23 protein-coding genes, 1 tRNA gene and 1 pseudogene are annotated in these 21,693 nt (G+C 59.4%); 15 read left to right on the top strand and 10 right to left on the bottom strand.

The features are described 5' to 3' along the window. Window positions 1–95: 95 nt before the first annotated feature. Window positions 96–1,019, top strand: coding sequence for an NAD(+) kinase (locus ACVWY9_RS07315; RefSeq protein ID WP_457387929.1), 924 nt, complete (start codon window positions 96–98; stop codon window positions 1,017–1,019). Window positions 1,020–1,109: 90 nt separating this feature from the next. Continuing rightward, a tRNA-Leu gene (locus ACVWY9_RS07310) sits at window positions 1,110–1,190 on the top strand. 76 nt (window positions 1,191–1,266) lie between these two features. On the opposite strand, the gene ACVWY9_RS07305 is transcribed toward ACVWY9_RS07310, so the two are convergent. Both ACVWY9_RS07305 and ACVWY9_RS07300 read right to left on the bottom strand, forming a co-directional pair. Next, entirely contained in the window at window positions 1,267–1,758 is a 492-nt protein-coding gene (locus ACVWY9_RS07305) for a pentapeptide repeat-containing protein (protein ID WP_041436730.1), read from the bottom strand. A gap of 167 nt (window positions 1,759–1,925) precedes the next feature. Beyond that, entirely contained in the window at window positions 1,926–2,222 is a 297-nt protein-coding gene (locus ACVWY9_RS07300) for a hypothetical protein (RefSeq protein ID WP_011433947.1), read from the bottom strand. A gap of 265 nt (window positions 2,223–2,487) precedes the next feature. On the opposite strand from ACVWY9_RS07300, the gene lptB reads away from it, so the two are divergent. Further along, window positions 2,488–3,216: an LPS export ABC transporter ATP-binding protein gene (gene lptB, locus ACVWY9_RS07295; protein WP_011433949.1), complete on the top strand. Its 729-nt coding sequence runs from the start codon at window positions 2,488–2,490 to the stop codon at window positions 3,214–3,216. Between the two features lie 12 nt (window positions 3,217–3,228). On the opposite strand, the pseudogene ACVWY9_RS07290 reads toward lptB, so the two are convergent. Further along, window positions 3,229–3,820 (bottom strand): annotated as a pseudogene (locus ACVWY9_RS07290) (pyruvate kinase); the annotation flags it as partial. 75 nt (window positions 3,821–3,895) lie between these two features. Between ACVWY9_RS07290 and ACVWY9_RS07285 the strand changes: the two are divergent. After that, a complete protein-coding gene (locus ACVWY9_RS07285) occupies window positions 3,896–5,113 on the top strand; it encodes an RNA-guided endonuclease InsQ/TnpB family protein (RefSeq protein ID WP_457387928.1) in 1,218 nt (405 codons plus the stop codon). Here ACVWY9_RS07285 and ACVWY9_RS07280 read toward each other — a convergent pair. Beyond that, a complete protein-coding gene (locus ACVWY9_RS07280) occupies window positions 5,110–6,027 on the bottom strand; it encodes a pyruvate kinase (protein WP_457387927.1) in 918 nt (305 codons plus the stop codon). The genes ACVWY9_RS07285 and ACVWY9_RS07280 overlap by 4 nt on opposite strands. A gap of 173 nt (window positions 6,028–6,200) precedes the next feature. Between ACVWY9_RS07280 and ACVWY9_RS07275 the strand changes: the two genes are divergently transcribed. Beyond that, window positions 6,201–7,403, top strand: a complete 1,203-nt coding sequence (locus ACVWY9_RS07275; RefSeq protein ID WP_457387926.1) for an LptF/LptG family permease — start codon at window positions 6,201–6,203, stop codon at window positions 7,401–7,403. 42 nt (window positions 7,404–7,445) lie between these two features. Continuing rightward, complete coding sequence (locus ACVWY9_RS07270) at window positions 7,446–7,628, top strand: hypothetical protein (protein WP_414344401.1); 183 nt, start codon at window positions 7,446–7,448, stop codon at window positions 7,626–7,628. A gap of 75 nt (window positions 7,629–7,703) precedes the next feature. On the opposite strand, the gene ACVWY9_RS07265 is transcribed toward ACVWY9_RS07270, so the two are convergent. From ACVWY9_RS07265 to upp, 3 genes are all read right to left on the bottom strand, one after another. Then, window positions 7,704–8,411 (bottom strand): tetratricopeptide repeat protein, encoded by a 708-nt coding sequence (locus ACVWY9_RS07265; protein WP_414383967.1) that lies wholly within the window; start codon window positions 8,409–8,411, stop codon window positions 7,704–7,706. Next, window positions 8,398–9,282 carry an HAD family hydrolase gene (locus ACVWY9_RS07260; RefSeq protein ID WP_011433954.1) on the bottom strand — a complete coding sequence of 295 codons (885 nt, stop codon included), beginning with the start codon at window positions 9,280–9,282 and terminating at the stop codon, window positions 8,398–8,400. Before ACVWY9_RS07260 ends, ACVWY9_RS07265 begins: the two co-directional genes overlap by 14 nt. A gap of 270 nt (window positions 9,283–9,552) precedes the next feature. Further along, a complete protein-coding gene (gene upp, locus ACVWY9_RS07255; RefSeq protein WP_011433955.1) occupies window positions 9,553–10,242 on the bottom strand; it encodes a uracil phosphoribosyltransferase in 690 nt (229 codons plus the stop codon). A 571-nt stretch (window positions 10,243–10,813) separates the two neighbouring features. Between upp and ACVWY9_RS07250 the strand changes: the two genes are divergently transcribed. The 4 genes from ACVWY9_RS07250 (at window position 10,814) to ACVWY9_RS07235 (ending at window position 14,620) form a co-directional block, all read left to right on the top strand. Next, window positions 10,814–11,890, top strand: coding sequence for an ABC transporter substrate-binding protein (locus ACVWY9_RS07250; RefSeq protein WP_011433957.1), 1,077 nt, complete (start codon window positions 10,814–10,816; stop codon window positions 11,888–11,890). Between the two features lie 536 nt (window positions 11,891–12,426). Further along, on the top strand, window positions 12,427–13,575 hold the full coding sequence (locus ACVWY9_RS07245; RefSeq protein ID WP_457387947.1) for an FAD-dependent oxidoreductase: 1,149 nt from the start codon (window positions 12,427–12,429) through the stop codon (window positions 13,573–13,575). Further along, window positions 13,563–13,760 (top strand): sulfur carrier protein ThiS, encoded by a 198-nt coding sequence (thiS, locus tag ACVWY9_RS07240; protein WP_457387925.1) that lies wholly within the window; start codon window positions 13,563–13,565, stop codon window positions 13,758–13,760. The genes ACVWY9_RS07245 and thiS overlap by 13 nt, the downstream gene beginning before the upstream one ends. 32 nt (window positions 13,761–13,792) lie before the next feature. Next, window positions 13,793–14,620 (top strand): thiazole synthase, encoded by an 828-nt coding sequence (locus tag ACVWY9_RS07235; protein WP_414416754.1) that lies wholly within the window; start codon window positions 13,793–13,795, stop codon window positions 14,618–14,620. A 22-nt stretch (window positions 14,621–14,642) separates the two neighbouring features. Here the strand turns inward: ACVWY9_RS07235 and ACVWY9_RS07230 are convergent, their stop codons facing one another. Beyond that, window positions 14,643–15,275 carry a class I SAM-dependent methyltransferase gene (locus tag ACVWY9_RS07230; RefSeq protein WP_457387924.1) on the bottom strand — a complete coding sequence of 211 codons (633 nt, stop codon included), beginning with the start codon at window positions 15,273–15,275 and terminating at the stop codon, window positions 14,643–14,645. A gap of 159 nt (window positions 15,276–15,434) precedes the next feature. Here ACVWY9_RS07230 and ACVWY9_RS07225 point away from each other — a divergent pair, with 159 nt between their 5' ends. From ACVWY9_RS07225 to ACVWY9_RS07215, 3 genes are all read left to right on the top strand, one after another. Then, window positions 15,435–16,166 (top strand): M50 family metallopeptidase, encoded by a 732-nt coding sequence (locus ACVWY9_RS07225; RefSeq protein ID WP_457387946.1) that lies wholly within the window; start codon window positions 15,435–15,437, stop codon window positions 16,164–16,166. Between the two features lie 131 nt (window positions 16,167–16,297). After that, on the top strand, window positions 16,298–16,438 hold the full coding sequence (locus ACVWY9_RS07220) for a hypothetical protein (protein WP_414383973.1): 141 nt from the start codon (window positions 16,298–16,300) through the stop codon (window positions 16,436–16,438). A 139-nt stretch (window positions 16,439–16,577) separates the two neighbouring features. Then, window positions 16,578–17,693 carry a glycosyltransferase family 4 protein gene (locus ACVWY9_RS07215; protein ID WP_457384208.1) on the top strand — a complete coding sequence of 372 codons (1,116 nt, stop codon included), beginning with the start codon at window positions 16,578–16,580 and terminating at the stop codon, window positions 17,691–17,693. Window positions 17,694–17,767: 74 nt separating this feature from the next. Here ACVWY9_RS07215 and ACVWY9_RS07210 read toward each other — a convergent pair whose 3' ends face one another. Continuing rightward, window positions 17,768–18,751: an ABC transporter ATP-binding protein gene (locus ACVWY9_RS07210; RefSeq protein ID WP_457387923.1), complete on the bottom strand. Its 984-nt coding sequence runs from the start codon at window positions 18,749–18,751 to the stop codon at window positions 17,768–17,770. A gap of 420 nt (window positions 18,752–19,171) precedes the next feature. Here ACVWY9_RS07210 and ACVWY9_RS07205 point away from each other — a divergent pair, with 420 nt between their 5' ends. Continuing rightward, a complete protein-coding gene (locus ACVWY9_RS07205; protein ID WP_457387922.1) occupies window positions 19,172–19,831 on the top strand; it encodes a CDP-alcohol phosphatidyltransferase family protein in 660 nt (219 codons plus the stop codon). A 122-nt stretch (window positions 19,832–19,953) separates the two neighbouring features. Further along, window positions 19,954–20,811, top strand: coding sequence for a methyltransferase domain-containing protein (locus tag ACVWY9_RS07200; protein WP_457387921.1), 858 nt, complete (start codon window positions 19,954–19,956; stop codon window positions 20,809–20,811). A gap of 47 nt (window positions 20,812–20,858) precedes the next feature. Here the strand turns inward: ACVWY9_RS07200 and ACVWY9_RS07195 are convergent, their stop codons facing one another. Beyond that, entirely contained in the window at window positions 20,859–21,599 is a 741-nt protein-coding gene (locus tag ACVWY9_RS07195; RefSeq protein ID WP_457387920.1) for a uracil-DNA glycosylase, read from the bottom strand. Window positions 21,600–21,693: the final 94 nt, after the last annotated feature.

Below are 21,693 nucleotides of genomic sequence, written 5' to 3'. Positions count from 1 at the left end.
AAGTCTGCTGGCAGAAATTGTGGAATGGATCACCTGGCCAGCAGAGGGGCCTGCAGAACTGATAGAGTTTTGGCACCTCTGCCTTCCCATTGCCCATGACCAAGCCCAAAGCCGGGATCCTCTACAACGACGCCAAACCCGCCGCCAAACGCAGCAGCGAAACCCTAGCCCGCTGGTTTCAGGAGCAGGGCTGGGAAGTCTGTGTGGCCCCCAACTGGGGCGGTATCCTCGGTTATGCCAAGCCCGACAGCCCCATCTGCCTGACCAAAGTAGATAGCCTGGCCCCGGCTGGATTTGATCAAACCATGAAGTTTGCGGTGGTGTTGGGGGGAGATGGCACCGTCCTGGCAGCAGCACGGCAACTGGCCCCCAAAGGGATCCCCTTGTTGGCGGTGAATACGGGCCATCTGGGCTTTCTGACGGAGACCTACCTTTCTCATCTAGAGGAGGCAGCCAGCGCCGCCATTGCCGGGGAATACACCCTGGATCGCCGCAGCATGTTGCTGGTGCAAGCCTACCGAGGGCAGGAATTGCGCTGGGAGGTCTTGAGCTTAAACGAGATGGTGCTGCACCGCGAGCCTTTGACCAGCATGTGCCATTTCGAGATCACCATCGGGGATCACTCACCTCTGGATGTGGCTGCCGACGGAGTGATTTTGGCTACTCCCACCGGCTCGACGGCTTATGCCCTCTCGGCGGGTGGGCCGGTGATCACACCGGGGGTGCCGGTTTTGCAGTTGATCCCCATCTGCCCCCATTCCATGGCCTCGCGGGCCTTGGTCTTTCCCGATTCGGAGGAGGTGTGGATTAGCCCCGTTACCCCTCAGCCGCTGGTTTTGGTGGTGGATGGGAATGCCGGCTGCTATATCATGCCGGAAGACCAGATTCGGGTGGTACGTGCCCCCTATTGGACGGATTTGATGCGCCTGCGCCGACCGGAATTTTTCCGCGTTATGCGCGAGAAATTGGGGTGGGGACTGCCCCATGCTTCCAAGCCCACGTCGGTGGAGTTGCCTTAACTTTGCCGAGGCAGGACAAGCCATAGCTGCAAAATGGCCAATGCCCTTAACAACTCCACCCCTCTGTCGCTATGATGGTTAGGCTCGGAAGCGGATGTGGCGGAATTGGTATACGCGCACGTTTGAGGGGCGTGTGGCTTTGCCTTGCGAGTTCGAGTCTCGCCATCCGCATTACGCAATTAGTACGCGTTATTCATTAGTCCCTCTCCCAGAGAGGGAGAGGGGAAGCTGGCTTCGGCCTTTGGCACTATTCCCGAACGGCACCCTGCAGGCGTGCGCCCCAGGTGCGAGCAAAGCGCAGGTCAGCCCCAACCAGGTTGGCGTCGCGTAGATCGGCCCCCCGCAAGTCGGCGCCGTACAGGGATGCAGAAGAGAGATCGGCCCCCCGCAGGTTGGCCCCCCGCAAGTCTGCCCCCTCCAGGTAAGCGCCACTCAGGTTGGCTCCCCCCAATTGAGCCCGCCGCAAATTGGCCCCCACCAGGTAAGACTGGCTGAGATCGGCGCCCGTCAAGATGGTGCGCTCCAGATTGGCCTCGATGAGATCGGAACCGCTGAAATTGGCCTCCGCCAAATCCAGATTGCTCAGCTCAATGGATCCCAGGCGGCAGTTGGGACAGGTGCGGGAAGCCATGAGGTAGCGCATAAAACAAGAGTTGTAGGTTGTGGCTGCGGCAGAGGAAGCCAAGGCTGCCGTGGCCAGTAGTGCCCAAATGGCGGGAACTTTGAGATTGAGGTTCATGGTTACCAAGCCTCACAATTTTGAAGGTTTACGTGAAGGGACACAGCAGAGGGGGATGGTTCTGCGCTGGTCACATGATAGTGGCATCTTCTGGCTTCGGCCACTCCGCAGGTCTGTCTGGCCCACCTGATAGCAGGCTCTCTCAGGGCGGGATGACGTTTGGAGTCCTATCGTCCCGAAGCTGCCGGGCCGTTGCCAACACTGGGAAGGGGTGGATCTTTGAGCAGCGGCTGCACCCAATGCCAAGACAGTTGCCCCAACCCCACCAAAACCCCGAGTATTGCCGAGGAAGTCAGGACGCGATCCCAGCGGATTTCCCGCCAGCCGGCAGGGCTGGTTGTTGGCCTTCTTGGGTTGAGTTTCTCGGCAACAGGAAGCGGGCGATGGCGCAAAAAGTGCCCACAGCGACGACAGCGATAATCGGAGTTGGAGTTGAGCCAGTAGCAAGCTGGGCAGCGAAGCATGGGAAGGCCAGGGATCCCCTAGTGAAATGATCCCATTTTGAGGGGGGCGAGCAGTTGCCGTGAGCTATATGAGAACCCCATTAAGGATCCCTCCAGTTGGCTTGAGAGGGATCCACTTTGCCTACACTCCCCTGGATTGTGGGCGGGGTTTGGGGCATCTTTGAGGAAGTAGCCTGTGCGCTGTGGCAGCCGGGATCCCTGTCGGTTGGAGAGAATCAGCCCTACAGAATCAGTAAGCATTGATCAGCAGCCCTGTGCCGGCCCTATGCAGATCTACTTAGAAAACATCTGTAAGCGCTATGGCCGCCGTGAGGTGGTGAGCGACGTTAGCCTGAACATTCAGCAGGGGGAAATCGTGGGGCTCCTGGGCCCCAATGGGGCGGGGAAAACCACCACGTTCTACATCATGACTGGCCTGATCCAGCCCAACCGCGGCCATGTCTGGTTGGATGACCAAGACATCACCCACCTGCCCATGCATCGCCGGGCCCAATTGGGGATCGGCTACCTGGCCCAGGAGCCGAGTATTTTTCGTCGCCTCAGCATCCAAGACAACCTGCTGCTGATCATGGAGCAAACGGGGGTGCCTCGCCGCCTCTGGCAGCAGCGGCTCAACCAACTGCTGGAGGAGTTTCGCATCGCCCACGTGGCCCACAGCCTGGGCCTGCAGGTATCGGGGGGGGAGCGTCGCCGAGCGGAGATCGCCCGTGCCTTGGCCGCTGGGATCCACGGGCCGAAATTTCTGCTGCTGGATGAGCCCTTTGCGGGGGTGGATCCCATCGCGGTGGCGGATATTCAGGAGGTGGTGGCCAAGCTCAAGCAACGGGGCATCGGTGTTTTGATTACTGACCACAACGTGCGGGAGACGCTGGAGATCACCGACCGGGCCTATATCCTCAACGACGGGGCCATTTTGGCCAAGGGCACGGCGGCGGAGCTGGCGGCGGATCCCTTGGTGCGCAAGTATTACCTGGGGGAGAAGTTCCGTCTCTAGGGCAGCTCCAGGTCACCTCCAGGAGTACAGAGCTCGCAGGCGTTGGCTTTTCTTGTGCTGGTGGGTCTGCATCCGAGCCAGCAGCTCGTCCAGGAGGGCGACCGCCTCCAGCAAATACTGGCCCTTGTTGAGCATCACGCATTCGGCGCGGGCAGACATCACCGCATCGGAAAGCTCAGGCCGCGAGGGCAAGCCCTCCTTGGTGAGCTGATCCAGCACCTGGGTAGCCCAGACCACCGGCACCTGGGCTGCCTCGCAGATCCACAGCAGTTCCTCCTGGATCTCGCCCAAGCGCAGCCAACCGATCTCCACAGCCAGATCGCCACGGGCAATCATCACCCCCAGGGGCCGGCAGCCGGCAACGGTCGCGATCAAGGCCGGCAGGTTTTTCACCGCCCGCTGCGTTTCCATCTTGCTGCGTTTCCATCTTGAGGATCAAGCCCAAATCGGGGCGAGCCTGCCGCCGCTCCAGCTCAGAAACCAGCAACTGCAAGTCCGCTGGCTGCTGGACAAAGGAATAGCCCACTAAGTCGGCATGCCGCACCACAAAGTCCAGGTCTTGGCAGTCTTTGTCGCTAAGGGAACGGATCTGGAGCTGACTGTCAGCTAGAAATCGCAGGAGCCCCGCACTGTACCCGTAGGGTCAGTGCCGGGAGGAATGCGAGGTTACAATAGAACCATGACCCAAGTCCTGACCGTCTCCTGCAAGCTCAAGGTAGCCCAGTCGCAAGCCGCCAAATTGGACGCGACGATGAATGCCTTTGTACAGGCATTGAACTGGGTCAACCAGAACACGCAGGAGAAGATCGTCAACGCGGTCAAGCTGCAATCTCTTTGCTACTACGAGATTCGAGCCCGGTTTGGCTTGTCCAGTAACTTGGCTCAACAGGTGTGCAGACGGGTAGCGGGTTCCCGCAAAGTGGCTAAGCAGAAAAAGCGTCCCGTCAAGGAGTTTAAGAGCGGCTTTGTTACCTACGACGCTCGCATCTTTTCGTTCCGTCAAAAAGACTGGACGGTGTCGCTGACCACGGTGGAAGGGAGAGAACGCTTTGAACTGGCCATTGGCAACTACCAGCGTGGGATGCTGGCTGGTTCCAACCCCAAATCTGCCACCCTGGTCAAGCGCAAAGATGGCTCCTACTACATCCAGATTTGCGTAGAGGAAAAAACACCCAAGCAACAAGATACCGACAAGGTGATCGGGGTGGACTTGGGGAGGACAGATATTGCCCATACGTCAGAGGGGGACAACTGGAATGGACAGCAGTTGAGCAGAGTCCGAGAGCGCTACTCCCGGTTGAGGGCGGTACTCCAACGCAAAGCCAGTAAGGGCACACGCAGTTCGCGGCGCAGATGCAGAGAACTGTTGCAACGGCTGTCTGGCAAGGAGAGACGCTTTCAGTCGCGTCAGCGTTGCGTAGCAAAAACGTGGGTCAATCATCGCATCTCTAAAGCTATTGTCTCCAGGGCAAAAGCTACCAACAGCGCTATCGCTCTGGAAGACCTGACAGGGATCCGTGAAAGAGTCAATCAACAGCCACGCAGCAAAACCGAAAGGCGCAGGGCCAACAGTTGGGCGTTCTACCAGCTACGCCAGTTTCTGGAATACAAGGCGAGAGTTGCAGGGGTTTCTCTGATTCCTGTGCCGCCTGCCTACACGTCGCAGACCTGTCACAAGTGTTTACACATCCATCCCGATCCTGCGCAATCCTACCGCAGTGGGAAGAAGTTTAAGTGTGGGCACTGTGGATGGGAAGGAGATGCGGACTTGAATGGTGCAAACGTAATTGCGCTCTTGGGGGCTGCCGTAAACCAGCCTAGAGGTTCGGGCCTGTTTTGTTCTCTGGTAGAGCAGAGCAGGCTCAGGGCTACTGAAAGCCCGCTCCGTACCGCTTAGCGGTCGGAGCCGGGTAGTTTACGAAAATTGAGGCCTTTTTCTGCTCGCAACTTCTTGCCCTGAGGGGCAACTTTGTCCACCTCCAGCACCACGCCTGCCGGCTCGATCCTTACCACGCGGGCGCCGATTTTGCCGTCGTCGATCCAAACACTTGCCCCTACCTGCAGGTGCGCCAAAACCTCCGGCAGGCTGCAGGTCACCTGGCAGGAGATATCGGCGCTGGCCTCAGGAACCTTCGCGGTGAGCAGGATGCGATCCCCGCGGTACACCTTGGTTTTGCCAGGGGGCATGGCCACTGGGCCGGTGCGGATCTTGGGGCCGGCCAGGTCCAGCAAAATCTTGCAACGCCGTTGGGTCTGGGCTTCGGCCTGGCGCAAGTGGGCCACCATTTTCTCCCACACCGAGGGCTCGTCGTGGGCGCAGTTGATGCGGGCCACGTTCATGCCCCGCTCCAACAACTGCAGCAACAGCTCCGGCTGCTCGGCGGCTTCGCTGGGCAGGGTCACCATGATGCGCGCGCGGCGATGGGGAGAAGGAGGGCCAAACAGCGCCTCGGCGTGCTGCTCTAGTGCCGTATCCCCGGCGTAAAACTCTTCATAGCTGGGTGCCGTATGGGTCAAACCCTGGGTGGCTGCCAAAATAGCAATCACCGCATCCAGGCTCTCCAGAACCCGCGACTCACAGCGCCCCAGCGAGGACAGCCCCGCAGCCGCCAGCTCCAGTTGCAAGCTGCGCAGATCCTGTTGGCGCAGCGCCAGGTAGCGCGCCAGGTTGTGGATGGCCGCAGGAGGGCTCGTAAGGCAGCCCCAAGCGGCCAAGTATTTCTGGGATCCCTCTACAACCTGCTGCCGCAGCTCCAGGAGCCGCTCCAGCAAACTCCTAAGATTGCAGGAGGGGGAAGAGGAGGAAACCATGTCGAAAGTCTTCCCAAGACAAACCCGGCCCAATTCTATGCCTGAGCTTACTTGGGGTCGATCATAGGCGGGTTAGGTTGAGAAAGGAAGGCGATAGCCTTTCATTGCCCAGTGTTCCGGTCTAGAGTCGTTAGCAGCCTTCGGCTGTCCTGCCTACTACTTCCTTGGGTTGCGTGAAACTTCATTCTCTCCCTCCTGCCCGTTCCCGCGAGCGGCCTGACCACAGGCTCTCCCTCGTTTGCGCGGTGGGCCTGATGGATCGCTATGTCCTCTCGGAGATGCTGCTGCCGTTTCTCTTTGGGGTGGGAGCTTTCACAACCTTGGTGATGGCGGTGGGATCCCTGTTTGAGCTGGTGCGCCTGGTGGTGGAAGCGGGTCTGTCGCTTTCGGCGGCGTTACAGGTGTTTGTGTTGCGGGCGCCGGGGATCATCGTCCTGACGTTCCCGATGTCCATGTTGCTGGCGACGTTGCTGGCCTATGGGCGCTTGTCTGCCGACAACGAGATCACGGCCTTGCGCGGATGCGGGGTGAGCCTTTACCGCCTCATGGTGCCTGCCCTCGTCCTCAGCTTGCTGGTGACGACGTTAACGTTTCTGTTCAATGAGCTGGTGGTGCCGGTGAGCAATCGCCAAGCGGCCACGACTTTGAACCGAGCTTTAAATCGGGATCCGGACTTCCGGCGGGAGAATATCCTCTACCAAGAATTTGGCGAGATCCTCATGCCTGAGCCAGACGGCACCTTTTCCCGGCGACAAGGGCTAACCCGTCAGTTCTACGCCCGCAGCTTCGATGGAAAGCAAATGCGCGGCATTATCGTCCTGGATTTTTCCAACGAGGCGCTCAACCAAATTCTGCTGGCCCAGCGGGGGCGCTGGGATCCCCAAGAGAATCTTTGGGTGTTTGAGGATGGCACCAACTACATCGTTTCTCCGGATGGCACCTACAGCAACATTGCCACCTTCAGCCGGCAGGAGTTGCGTCTGCCTCGCGCGCCGCTGGAGCTGGCTCAGGAGATTCGCAGCCCTGAGGAAATGAACATTCGGGAGCTGAAGCATTACATCGAGGTGATCGCCAGTTCTGGAGATCTGCAACGGGTGCGCCGTCTGCAGGTCAGCCTCAACCAAAAGTATGCCATTCCTTTCGCGTGTCTGGCGTTTACCCTGATTGGGGTGCCTTTGGGATTGCGCCCGCAACGCACCGGTTCCTCTTTGGGGTTGGGCATCAGTGTGCTGATTATCTTTGCCTTCTATGTGCTGCTGTTCATCACCCAGGCGCTGGGACAAATTGGGACGCTGGGGCCAGCAATGGCGGCTTGGTTGCCCAACTTGATCTGTGCCGCCGTAGGGCTGGGGTTGCTTTACCGAGCCAATCAGTAGCTGCTGGGCACCGTTTCTCCAGATGTAGGATAAAACTGCCCAATGGATTCTCGTATTCTGGAGAGCTCCCCCATGGAAGTTCAAGCTTGGATGAATTGGATGTTTGGCGGATTAGCCCTGCTGATCTTGGGGGGAGGCATGCTGATGATGTTCACCACGGTGTTCACCACCAAAGGGCCCCAGCCCGAGGATTCTCAGTCGGATCCCCAAAAGGGGCGAGCCTAGCCCAAGGCCCGGTGACGGGATCCCTGGCATCCAGCTACATGCCTTCATGGGTTGTCAGTCTGGGCCGAGAGAGAACTAGTCCCGCTCCTGTTGGCGGAGCCGCTGCAGAAGCGAGAGGGGTTTCTCTTCCTCTGGCCCTTTCTTTTCAGTCGCAGTTGGCAGGGCGGCTGTTTCTGTTTTCTGAGGTTCGAGCAAAAGCTTGGCGGCTTCTGACTCAACGGCTGGAGGGCGAGCCGGGTTCTCCCCTTGTTGGCCGGGCAAGGGAACAGACTCCAGAGTGGCCAGCAGAGCTTGAATATGGCTGTGGGTTTCGGGATGGTTGCTGGCGGCATGGGCCAAGAGGGTGAGCTGCTCTTTGGCAGCGACCAGGTTCCCCAGCTTGAGATCCACCAAGGCCAGTTGATAGCGAGCCTTAAAGCCACTGGGATCCACCTCCACCGAGCGCTGAAAGGCGGCGCGGGCCTCCGCCAGCTTGCCTTGACGGGCATAGATCAAGCCGAGGTTGAAAGGCACGTCGGGATCCCGTTCGCTGGGCAGCACCAAGGTTTTTTCTTCCAGTTCAATTGCGCTCCGGTAGGCGTTGATGGCCAAGGTATGGAAGCCCATCTGCAGATAGCGAGCTCCGTCTTCCTTCAGTTGGGCGACCGTCGGCTCCCCTGTCAGTAGGGTCATGGGCGGTTGCGCGTGGGCAGGCATGGCCACCGCCAAGCTCAGCAGGCACCCCACCGTTTTCAGGCCTAAGGGTACAGCCTGACGACCAATCTGCTGCCTATTCATCACCATGATCTGTTTCCTCCAACCACATCAACACCACTTCATTCCACCCCTCTGGGCCGGGGAGCTGAGCCAATTGCCATTGAGGCAGGGCCTCACTCCAGAGACTATCCGCAATGGGGCTGGGAAGCACCACTTTTTGTTCCGACCATCGCAAAAAGGCCACATCTGGCGGGGAACACCCAATGCCCAAAGCTTTGATAGGGCCCAGATGCCGTTGGTAGCAATCCAGCAGCCGCTGCACCGCCTGTTCCCCCGGTAACCAATTGGGTTCTGCGGCCATCGTTGGCTGCATCCATCCGGTCAGATACCATTGCGGCAGGCTAGAGAAGTGAAGCTGACGCACCCGCAGCAGATGTTGGGTGAGGTTGGCTTCTTGCTGGGCAAAAGCTTCCCGCAGGGTTTCGGGATCCCCGGAATAGCTGAAAATCTCACTGTACTCTCGCTGCTGCGCCCGCTCTGCCTCTTCCAAAGGGATCCCAGTGGCAGCGGCCAGCTCAGAGGCAGTCCAATCCCCAAACCCGATCAAATCCAAGTGGGACTCTTGACGCACCTGTTGCAGGATGCTGCGCAGGCGAGAATAGGGCAGACCCAAAGCATACACGTAGTAGGGCGGTCGGTGTTGCCACTGCTCGTCTAGGATGCCCGCCGGGAAGTAATGCTCGGGAACGTAAACGGCAGAGCCATCCTCACAGATGAACGGATGCTCCAGGCGCAACTGCCGCCGCACATGTTCCAGTTGAGCGCGGGTGCGCAGGCTGTAGAGCACCAAGGGAATGGAGCGGCGCTCTAGGGCAGCCAAGGCTTGTCGGGCAGCACCATAGCTGTTGAACTCTAGATCCAGCAAGCTGCCATCCAAACTGGTAAGGACAAGTCGCATAGGCGCAGGAAAGGGAAAGGCGCTGGCCCCGTCAAAATTTCAAGCAGCACGACCGGCTGAAGCGTCCTACAGTACCTATGATCCAATAGCTTGACCAACCTGAGGGGGGTTAGCCCCAAATGCTCTCCCTCAAAGCATCTGGGTGAATGGGCAATCCGTGCGCCAGAAGTGGTAAAAGCTCGATTGAGCACTACAGAATGCGTGTGTCGCCGAAGATCTTGGCTCAAAAACCAGCAGCAGAGAAGACAGACAGATTGAGTGGGTCAGTGGCTAGTTTTCTGTGCCAAAGGCACGATCCCCTGCATCCCCCAGCCCGGGCAAGATAAATCCTCGATCGTTCAGCCGCTCGTCAATCATGGCGCAGAAGATTTGCACCATCGGGTAGTGGGATCCCAACCGCTGTAACCCTGGGGGCGCTGCCAATGCGCTGACAATTCTAACCAAGCTGGGATCCGCCCCCCGTTTTTTTAGCTCATCCAAAACCCAGAGCAGCGTGCCCCCGGTGGCCAACATCGGCTCGGGAATGAGAATGCGCATCTGTTCAGGGATCCGCTCTGGAAGGCGATTGAGGTAGCAACTGGCCTGCAGCGTTTCCTCATCCCGCACCATGCCAATGTGAAAGATCCGCGCCTGGGGCAAAAGGGCCTGACAGCCTTCCAGCATCGCCAAGCCAGCCCGCAATACAGGCACAATGCCCAGCAGGGTATCCGGCGCGATGACCTCTGCGGCAACGGGTTCCAAAGGGGTTTGCACCTGAACGGTTTGGGTGGGGATCCACTCCCGCATCGCCTCATAGGTTAGCCAGCGGCCCAGCTCCGACATGGCCGTGCGAAACAGGGGCATGGGCGTCTCCGCATCCCGAGCCACGGTTAGCCAGTGCTTAATGAGCGGGTGAGGGGGGACATAAACACGAAGCTGCTGACTTGCCACGGGAGAATGCCTCAATCTGGGCGGTAGCATAGCGGGTTGCCTTAGCAGAAAGCAAGCTCTAGAAAGCAAGCTCTCCAATTGGCCGCAACTCCATCCCGACCGGGGATAAATTGCCAACAGCTCCGGCAAATGCTCAAGGGGTGGGGCTCTTTGACCCAGCAAGATTGCGGCAGAATGAGATCTGCAGGTTACTTCGAGCGCCGGTCAGGTTCGGTGGCTACAGGTTTGGGATAGACCAGGGCAAGGCTGGTTTCGGGTTTTGTTCCTCTTGCCATTTGCGAACTGAGGTGCTGGCCCCAGGGCAGCTTGGCCTCCCGCCGATGGAACCGAACGCCAACGGCTCTCGTCTGCAAGTGCCGGTAGCCGGAGATACCGCTCTGCCCAAGGGTTTCTGGCTTAATGGGGTGTCGCAAGTTACAGCCTGTTCACAAATTAAGGGATACAAGACTTAAGGGATACAAAACATCGTGTTTCTGAGGCTTGACTCCGATGAGGTTTAGAACAAGTAGGTTTACAACCGTATCCGTAGCCCCTCAATAGGCTGTACCTGCATCTTTGGCCCCCTCACACCTTGCAAGGATTAGCTTAGGGAGAATGGATTATGGCTTCGTCTCAACCCTCTGACTCGAACACCAAGGCTCTGAGCCGCCGTCAGCTTCTCAAAGTGGGAGCCGCAGCCCTTGGGGGCGGTCTGCTGGCGGCAGGGGGCGCCCAAGCTCAGCGCAAACCCTCTCCCACCCTGATCGTGGCTCAGGGATCCGGCCTGGATCGCGTTTCCTATGCTACCAACTGGTATGCTCAGGCGGAACATGGCGGCTTCTATCAGGCGGTGGCGACCGGCATCTACCGCGAGCATGGCCTGGATGTAACCATCAAGATGGGTGGCCCCGGCATCAACATCACCCAAGTTTTGGCCGGTGGAGCTGCCGAGTTTGCCATGGGGGGAAGCACAGGGGTGATCAATGCTGTGCGAGAAGGGATCCCCTTGGTGTGCGTGGCGGCCATTTTTCAAAAAGACCCGCAGATCATCATGACCCACCCCGGCACCCAGCGCTTTGAAGAGCTCAAGGGCCGGCCCATTTTCGTCTCGAAAGGGGGGCTTGCCACCTACTGGCCCTACCTAAAGGCCCGCTTTGGCTTCACCGACGATCAGGTTCGTCCCTACAACTTCAACCCCGGCCCCTTTTTGGCGGATCCCAGCTCAGCTCAGCAAGGCTATCTGACATCCGAGCCTTTTGCCATCCAACGGGAAGGGGGATTTGAGCCGGTGGTCTTCCTCCTGGCGGATTTGGGCTACAAACCCTACGCCACCACCATCGAAACCCGTCGCCAACTGGTGGAAACCAAGCCCGACTTGGTGGAGCGATTCGTGGATGCCTCTATCAAAGGCTGGTACAGCTTCTTGGAGGATCCCCGTCCGGCCTATCGCTTGATCAAGCAGGACAACCCGGAGATGACCGATGCCCAGTTGGCCTACAGCTTCGAGAAATTGCAGGAGTACGGCATCATCTTGTCCGGCGATGCGTTGGAAAAAGGCATTGGCGCCATGACCGACAAACGCTGGCAAGACTTCTTCGACAGCATGACGGTGGCCGGCGTATTTGAGCCAACCATCAACTACCGGGCTGCCTACACACTGGACTTCGTCAATAAAGGCACTGCCTACTACACTGCCTGACGGACTTCCACCCTTGGCGCTTCTCAGCCCAAGGGATCCCCCCTCGCCCCCAGCCCCTCTTCCACCAAGGGAGAGGGGAACTATAGTCATTTCAAACTAGATTGAGACACCCCCTAAACGCTCCGCGCCACTGCCCTCACCCCCATTCCTTCTCTCAGAGGGAGAAGGGGGCTAGAGGGAAATGTTTCATTCCGGTTTAATTGAGAATGCCAGAACACTGCGTGATCACCTCCCCCAACACCGCCAGCAACACCGGCACCCCCAGACGGATCCCGGAGACCAACAGCGAGATCAAACAAAAAGCTCCAAGTGAAAAGGCGTTCCAGCGAAGCTTGGCCCAGCACTCCATCAACAAATGCAGGCACAGGTGGGAACAGATTCATCGCAGAACCCGAGAGCCTATCATGGGATCCAGTATGGAATCCATCGTGCCAGTGGTGCGGGGCACTTTAACCCTTCCACCCTCCTCTTCTCTGACAAATCCGGCAGCCAGCCTGACGGGCCCATCCGCTGCTGCGTCAGCAGTAGGGATCACTTTGCCTTGGGCAGCGCAGCGGGATCCCATCCTTGTCCTCGGGGCTGGGCTGATGGGGCGTCTGTTGGCCGCCAGCCTTGTCGAGGTTGGGCATCCCGTCCGCATTGTGGAGGCGGCTCCTGCTGCTGCTGTTGAGAGCAGTGCTGCCCATTTTGCCGCTGCTATGCTGGCTCCCCTAGCCGAGTCTGCCATCGCCGAAGCCAGTGTGGTGGCCCAGGGATACTACGCCCTTTCTCGTTGGCCCTCTCTTTTGGCCAGCTTGCCGCAGCCGGTTTTCTTTCAGCAAGAAGGCACTCTGATCCTCTGGCACCGCCAAGATGCCGGGGAAGCCAAGCGCTTCTCGGCGCTACTGGCCGCTGTGGGGGAACACCTCCCGCATCTCCCCCGCCCTCAGCCGCTGGATGCCCAGGCTATTGCCGAGCTGGAGCCGTCGGTAGCCGGGCGATTTGTGCAGGGCCTGTATCTTCCCCAAGAGGGCCAACTGGACAACCGCCAACTGTTGTCGGCTCTGCTGGCCAAGTTGCGGCAGCACGAGGTGGAGGTGGAGTGGGGTTGCCCCTGGGATCTGAAGCAGGCCCAAGCCTGGCAGCAACAAACCGGAGGCTGGGTTTTGGATTGCCGCGGCCTGGGATCCCAAAAAGAATGGGGCGGGCCAAGACTGCTGCGCGGAGTTCGGGGTGAGGTGGTGCGCCTGTATGCCCCAGAAGTCTCTTTGCGGCGCCCAACCCGGCTGTTGCACCCTCGCTACCCGATCTACATCGCTCCCAAGCCGGGTCAGGTGTTTGTGGTGGGGGCCACTGAAATCGAATCTGAGGATCGCTCGCCGGTGAGCGTTCGCTCGGCTTTGGAGTTGCTCAGCGCCGCCTACGCCGTACATCCTGCCTTTGCAGAAGCGCGTATCCTGGAATTGGGCAGCCAATGTCGTCCCACCTTGGCGGATAACCTGCCAGCCGTGGTGGAGCGCTCACCTCGCCTGTTGCAGATCAACGGCCTCTATCGCCATGGCTTTCTGATCTCCCCGGCCATCCACGATGCTGTCTTGGAGTATCTTCACCAGGGCAGTTGTCGCTTGGCTCAGCAGCTTGGGATCCCCTTTCAGGTGCAGGCTGCCCCTCTTTCCGGTGAGTCCCTGTCGCCATGCGTGTCTTGATCAACCAGAAGCCTTACGATTTGCCGGAAGGCACCACTTTGGCCGAGGCAGTGGCTCAGGTGGGGGCCAGCGGCCCTTTTGCGGTAGCGGTTAATCTGAAGTTTGTGCCGCGTGCCCAATACGAGCAAACTCGTCTGCAAGAAGGCGACCAGGTGGAGATCGTCGCTCCGGTTGCCGGCGGCTAGCGCTCAAGTCCGCTTTTCTATCTGCCTCAGCCATGTCCACCCTTCTCCATTGCTCTCCCTCAACTCTGGCCGATGAGGATCCTTTGGTTCTCTACGGCCAACCATTGCCCAGCCGTCTGATGTTGGGTACGGCTCGCTACCCTTCGCCAGCCATTTTGGAGCAGGCGGTGGCGCGCGCGCAGCCCTGTTTGTTGACGGTTTCTCTGCGGCGGCAAGGGGCACTGGGGCCAGAAACTTCCCAGAGGTTCTGGGCTCTGTTGCAGAAGATGGGGATCCCAGTTCTGCCCAACACCGCCGGCTGCCACAGCGTGCAGGAGGTGATCACAACGGCGGAGATGGCGCGGGAGGTGTTCGGCACCGACTGGATCAAGCTGGAGTTGATCGGGGATGACTACACGCTGCAGCCGGATCCCGTGCAACTGCCCACTGCTGCTGCTGAGCTGGTCCGGCGCGGCTTTAAGGTGCTGCCCTATAGCACCGACGACCTGGTGCTCTGCCAGCGGCTTTTGGATGCTGGCTGTGAGGTGGTGATGCCCTGGGCGGCCCCCATCGGCACCGGCAAAGGCCCTCTCAACCCCTACAGCTTACGCCTGCTGCGGGAACGGATTGAAGCGCCGCTGATCGTGGATGCCGGCTTGGGTCTGCCCTCCCATGCCTGCCAGGTGATGGAGTGGGGCTTCGACGGGGTGCTGCTAAACACGGCGGTGGCCTTGGCCCGGGATCCGGTGGCCATGGCCGAGGCCTTTGCAGAAGCGGTGCGCTCAGGCCGCCGAGCCTACCTGGCCGGGGCCATGATCCCTCAGGAAACAGCTCAGCCCAGTACGCCTGTCCTCGGCACTCCCTTTTGGCACCAGGGCTGACTGCCGCTCTCAGGGGTGCAGCTCAGGCGGCAGGCTTTCGCGCCTGGATAACCTGCAGAGCTCCCCCAGCGTGGAGGGTCTGCCGGATGGATTGCCAACCCTGCTGCTGCAAATGCTCGGGCAAGTCCAGCTTGAGTAGCTCCCAGGCGGTCTCGGTTTCAAACAGGGCCAAAAAGAGGGCCAGCCCAGGCCAGATCAAGGGTTGTCGAGGCGCGTGCAGATCCAGAATCAAGAGTCCTCCCCCCGGCTTGAGCACCCGCCACACTTCCCGCAGCACCTGCTCCAAGTCGGCGAAGGACAATTCGTGCAGAGCCAAGCTGGTATGCACCCAATCAAAGCTGGCATTGGGAAAGGGCATATCTTGGGCAAAGGCCTCCACAAACTCCACCTGGGGAAGGCGTTTGCGGGCTGCCGCTAGAGCTTTGGGGGAAGCATCCAGGCCCACCACCTGCTGGCTCAGCTCCGCCAACAGTGGGGTCACTTCAGCCGGGCCACAGCAGAGATCCAACACCCGATCCTGGGGATGAATCTGGATCCCTTGCGTGGGCAATCTCCGCAACCGCTCATATCCGCCCACTGCCAGGGCAGCCCCGCGACTGATGCTGCGGTAAAGCCAGGGAAAGCGGTAGCTCCAGTCGCGCAGGAAGGTGGCCATAGACAGGGATCCCTCAGGGGCTCTTTCAGCCTACCTAGCCCCTCTCCCAGCAGGGGAGTTGGCCTGGCTATTTTCTTGGCCTATGTGGAACTTTTTCCCGCCGGCAGTCGTCTGGGGCGATGGGCCATCTTAGGCCTTTTCTCCATCCACCTGCTGATGATGACTCAGTTTGAGCTGCCTTCTCCCCCTTCTGGAAGACCTAACCGGCACAGCTTGGTTTGGCTGGTGGTTGCTGCAGGTCTGACGGTCTTGCTCTGGCAGCTCCCCTGGGGCAACTATATCCTCTACCCCTTTACGATTCTGGCCACCTGGTTTCATGAGATGGGCCACGGCTTGACGGCAGTGCTGTTGGGTGGGGAGTTTCATCGTCTGGAGATCTATCCCGACGGGTCGGGGTTGGCCTTTCACAGTGGGCACTTGTTTTTGGGGCCGGTGGGTCGAGCTTTGGTGGCCGCCGGTGGGCCAATGGGGCCCCCAATGGCCGGGGCGGTTTTTATCCTGGCTTCTCGTCGTCAAGGTACGGCCCAGTTGGGGTTGTTGGCTTTGGGATCCCTGCTGTTGCTGTCGGCGGTGCTCTGGGTGCGCTCTCTATTTGGCCTGTTGCTGATCCCGGCTATTGGGCTGGGGATCTTGGCGGTCGGCTGCTGGGCTTCCCCTTGGTTGCGGGGCTTTGCCGCACAGTTTTTGGGGGTGCAGGCCTGTGTGAGCACCTACCACCAGCTCGACTACTTGTTTACGGCCTCTGCTGTGATCAACGGGCAGGTGATCCACTCCGATTCCAGCCAGATTGCCCAAAACTTGTTCTTGCCCTACTGGTTTTGGGGAGGGGTGATGGCGGTCTCTTCTTTGGTGCTGCTGATAACCAGCTTGCAGCTGACGTTCCGGGACTAGCCGGCAGGGGGCAAAGCCGCAATTTTGGCAGTGGTTCGTGTTATGTAAAAATCCGTCCTCTATCCCTGCCAAGTCGAGAAAACCGCCGCTACAGTAATGGGCAAGAGGAGTGAGGAGCTGAGGAGTGGAGCATGTGGCGGGATGTTATTGGGCTGGCCCTGGCGGCGACCTTACTGTTGATCAGCAAAACCGCCGCAGATACGCTTGGTCAAGGCCAGGTGCAGACTTTCACCGAACCTGAGCCAACGCCCCATTCTTTTCCGGTGGAGTGAGGTACTCAAGTCTGCTGACGGAAGTCGTAGCGGCGTTGTCGTTTTGTGCAACACTCATTCTAGAGTCTTTAAGGGCTCCGTCCGAGTAGCGCGGTCGCAGCAGCGTTGCGGAGCAATAACAGTAGGCTTGGGATCCCTGATGCGCATAGCCCTATTTACGGAGACGTTTCTGCCCAAGGTGGATGGCATCGTTACCCGCCTCTGCCACACGGTGCGTCACCTAACCGCTCGAGGCAACTCGGTGCTCATCGTCGCGCCCCGGGGAGCCCCCCGGCGGTTTGCACGGGCACGGGTCTACGGGATCCCGGGGATGCCGCTGCCTCTGTATCCAGAGTTGAAGCTGGCCGCCCCTGGCCCGGCCATCGGCAAGTTGCTCAGCCGTTTCCGACCGGATGTGATCCACGTGGTGAACCCGGCAGTTTTGGGATTGGGGGGCCTCTACTACAGCCAGACGATGGGGATCCCGCTGGTGGCCTCCTACCATACCCATCTGCCGAAGTATCTGCAGCATTATGGGCTGGGCTTTCTGGAGGGGGTTTTGTGGAATCTCCTGAAGCTGGGGCACAATTTGGCGCGGGTCAATCTTTGCACCTCGACGGCCATGATGCAGGAGCTGAGCGCCCACGGCATTGAGCGGGTGCAGCTGTGGCAGCGAGGAGTGGACACGGAGTTGTTTCATCCCCAGGCGGCCAGTTCAGAAATGCGGGCTCGGCTCACGGCGGGGCAACCGGAACGGCCTCTCTTGCTCTACGTGGGACGGCTTTCGGCTGAGAAGGAAGTAGGGCGGATCCGGGTCTTGTTGGAGCAGATCCCCCAAGCCCGCTTGGCTATTGTGGGAGATGGGCCAGAGCGGGGATCCCTGGAGCAACATTTTGCCGGCTACGATGTGGTGTTTACGGGCTATCTGCAGGGGGAGTCTCTGGCAGCGGCCTTTGCTTCGGCGGATTTGTTCGTGTTCCCCTCCCGCACCGAGACCTTGGGGCTGGTTCTGTTGGAAGCCATGGCTGCCGGTTGTCCGGTGATCGCCCCCCGCTGCGGTGGCATTACCGATGTGGTGGACAGTGGGCGCAATGGCTTTCTGTTCGATCCCAATTCGGATAGCGACTTTGTCCAGGTTACCCAGCAACTCCTGAGCAGCGTCGGGCAGCGGCAGCTCTTCCGACAGCAAGCCCGCCAAGAGGCAGAACGCTGGAGTTGGTCGGCAGCCACCCAACAGTTGGAGAACTACTACCGATCCGTCATTGCCGCCGGCTAGCAGTGGTTCCCTAGTGGGAAAGGCTCGGGGCACATGAGGACTCCGCCTTGCTCTCTCCAACGCCAGCGGCTAGTCTACGCAGAGACCGGATGATCCCCCTCAATGGCCCGCACTTGCTCCACAAAGAATTCTTCTAGGGATTGCCGTTGCCAATGCAAGTCGGTGACCAGTGCCCCCGCTTGGTTCAAAAGGCTCAGCAACTCCGGTAGGGATCCACTCCATTCCCCCGACCAATGGGATCCCTGAATCGAGAAGTGCTCTAGGCGGTCGCGGAACTGTTCGACGGCGCCACCGTGCCCCTGTACCCGATAGCTTTTGCTCTCTCCCAGCAAGTCATCCAAAGTTCCCTGATGCACCAATTTGCCGCCGATGATCAGGCCGACTCGGTTGCAGATAACTTCCACATCCGCCAGGATATGGCTGTTGAAAAACACCGTTTTGCCCTGCTGCTTGAGGGACAGAATGATCTCGCGCATTTGATAGCGGCCCATGGGATCCAGTCCCGACATCGGCTCATCCAGAAACACCAGCTCTGGGTCGTTGATCAGCGCTTGGGCCATGCCAGTGCGCTGCAGCATGCCCTTGGAGTAGGTGCGCAGTTGTTTTTTGCGGGCCGTATCTATAGAAAGCCCCACCAGCTCCAGCAGTTGCGGGATCCGCTCCTTCAACAGGCTATTGGGCAGACCAAACACCTTGCCGGCAAACTGGAGAAACTCCCATGCCGTCAAGTAATCGTAAAAATAGGGGTTCTCCGGCAAATATCCCACCTGTTGCTTGATGGAGCGATCCCCCAGGGGTTTGCCCAGCAAAGTGCCGCTGCCGCGGGTGGGCTCCACAATGCCCAGTAGGCATTTGATGGTGGTGGTTTTCCCGGCCCCGTTGGGCCCCAGCAGCCCAAAGGTTTCTCCGCGGGCCACAGTCAGAGAAAAATCTTTGAGAGGGCTGACCACCTTGTTCAGCCAAAATCCTGTGCGATAGGTTTTGGTCAGGCCGGTGATGGCAATGACCGACTCTGGTGCCGCGAACGCTTCTGCTGGGGAAGTGGGGGTCTCGCTCATGGACTCGCTCGTAGGTATGTTGGAGTTGAGGGAGAAAAAGGTGCCGCGAACACCGAGTTAAGGAGCACACAGTCCGCCAGGCGATAGGCTACCCAGCCTAACCTTTAGTTTACCCACAGGCTTTGTCCCAGCCTAGGCTTGCCGCAGCACTTCCGGTAGAGGAAAGGGGCCAGAGCAAACATACTCCGCGTAGGTATCCGCTTCATTCGCAACAGCGGTGCGGTTCCTTTGCCGTAGGCACAGCACTTTGCTCTGACCTCCCTTCAGTAGCATTCTCATCATCTGGGATGATTCTGGGATGATGATTTCCATCGCGTTGGCGGTGCGGAGCAAGAAAATTGAATCCAGAGGTTTTGTGGGATCCCAGCCGGTGGTGATCATCGGCAACAGCGTTGCAGAGCAATAAGAAAGGAGTGTTTCTTGCTGGATAAGGTGCTTAGGCAGTGGAAGGAGCGGCTGTTGGCTCCAGTGCTGCAAACCCCTCTCCAACAGGTGCATCCCCTAGCCATTACCCTGTCGGGGTTTGCTGTGGGCCTGGCCTCTGGCGTGGCGGCAGCTTATGGGGCCTACGGGTGGGGGCTGGGCCTGTGGTTGCTGAACCGGTTTATGGATGGGCTGGACGGCACGTTGGCTCGTCTGCAGGGACGGCAAAGCGATCTGGGGGGCTACCTGGATATGCTGCTGGACGTGGTGGTCTACGCAGTCGTTCCCCTGGGGCTGGCCTTTCACCAGGGATCCCTGCTGGGCTATGCTTCTCTGGCTCTGATGCTGGCCAGCTTTTACATCAACCTTTGCTCCTGGATGTATTTGGCAGGGCTGTTGGAAAAACGGCGTTCGCGACAGCGTTGCGGGTCAATGAGGACAGACGGTTCCGGCGGGGCGGGATCCTTGGATGAACTGACCAGCTTAAGTATGCCGTCGGGGCTTATCGAGGGCAGCGAAACCATCTTTTTCTACGGCTTGTTTTTCCTTTTCCCAGAGTACATGGTGGGCTTGTTTGGGCTGATGGCAATTCTGGTGCTCTTGAGTGCTGTGCAGCGGTTGGTTTGGGCGCTGGGATCGCTTTCTGCTCCAAGGTGAGCCCGGAAAGGGTCTGTTACTATGGCTCCGTCCGGCTGGCGCGAGTTGGGTTACAAGGGTTCCCCATCAGATTTCACCGGGCGAGAGGATCCAAAATAAAAAAGCCATGGAGATCTGTTGCCATGACCTCCACCCTCAACCAACGCATTCGCCACTTCTACGATGCCTCCTCCGGCCTCTGGGAGCGGGTGTGGGGGGAGCACATGCACCATGGCTATTACGAGCCGGGCCAAACCGGCAAGGATCGCCGCCAAGCTCAGATTGACTTGATTGATAGGGTTATCCAGTGGGGCCAGATCGGGGATCCCTGCCCTCCCCAGCACATTCTTGATCTTGGCTGTGGCATTGGGGGGAGCAGTTTGGAATTAGCCCGGCGCTTTGGGGCACAGGTTACGGGCATTACCCTCAGCCCCGTCCAAGCCAAGCGGGCTACGGAGCGCGCCCAAGAGGCCGGCCTGAGCAACAAGGTGCGATTTCAGGTGGCCGATGCCCTGGAGATGCCCTTTGCAGACAACACCTTTGATCTGGTGTGGTCTCTGGAAAGCGGCGAGCACATGCCGGATAAGCGGCAGTTTCTGGCCGAGGGCTGGCGGGTCTTGCAACCGGGCGGGCAGGTGATGGTGGTAACCTGGTGCCACCGCGAGGGATCCCTGAGTCGGCAGGATCAACAGCTTTTGCAGAAAATCTACGAGGTGTACTGCCTGCCCTATGTGATCAGCCTCTCCAGCTACGAGGCTCTGGCCCAACAGGTGGGCTTTGAGCAGGTGCGCAGCGCCGACTGGTCGGAGCGAGTGGCCCCTTTCTGGGATGAGGTGATCGCTTCTGCCCGCGACTGGCGCTGGATCCCGGCTTTGCTGCGCAGCGGTTGGGTTACCGTTCGCGGGGCGCTGGGGCTGGGCCTGATGCGTCGGGCTTATGCCACCGGCTTGCTCCGCTTTGGCCTCTTGACTGGGTTCAAACCTGGGGATCAGCCAAGGTAGGGATCCCTTGCTCTCCTTTGGGAGGAGGGGCGCTTGGGGAAATGGGCTCAAAAGTTGGGCTGGGGCGGTGCTGTGCCGGTGAGTTCCAGATACTTTTGCTTCACCGCCTGAATATCCTGCCACATCAACCACTTGGGGCTGCCAGGGGTGCGGTCTGGGTTGCGCAGCAGATAGGCCGGGTGAAAAATGGGCATACACCAGCGTCCCTGCCACTGGATCCATTCCCCGCGGATCTTGGTGATCCCTCGCTTCTCGCCCAAAAGGGAGCGCACCGAGGTGGCCCCCGTGAGCAGAATAATCCAGGGATCCACCAGGCGAATCTGCTCCAACAGATAGGGACGGCAGGCGTCCATCTCCTCCTGGGTGGGCACGCGGTTGTTAGGGGGGCGGCACTTGACCACATTACAGATGTAGGTGTCCTGCTCGGGATCCAGCCCCACCGAAGCCAGGATTTTATCCAGCAATTGTCCCGACTTGCCCACAAAAGGCAGCCCCTGCAGGTCTTCGCTTTCCCCTGGCCCCTCTCCGATGATTAAAATCCTTGCCTTGGGGTTGCCCCGATGCACCACCACATGGGTACGGCTGGCCGCCAACTCGCAGCGCTGGCATACCAAACAATGCTGCTTCAGTTGCTCCAAATCCCTGTAAGTGCCGGGGGGGATGGGCACCTGGGCCGACAGGGGGATCTGATCCCACTGGGGGAGTGTCTCCTCCGCCGGGGCTGGCGGCTCGATGGGATCGTCAAACAGGCTGGGCTGAAGCTCCGGCGGTCTTTTCTTGGCAGCCATTGCAAGTCGAGGTTTCCTTGTGCAGCGATCTTCGATTGCTCCCCCGCCCTTGTCAAGCTCAAGGCCAACCTGCCGGCAGGGGAGAACCTTTACT

This window comes from Thermostichus sp. OS-CIW-31 (genome assembly GCF_054060305.1).
Note: the sequence above shows the minus strand (reverse complement) of the source record. Positions and strands in the feature narration are given on the sequence as shown.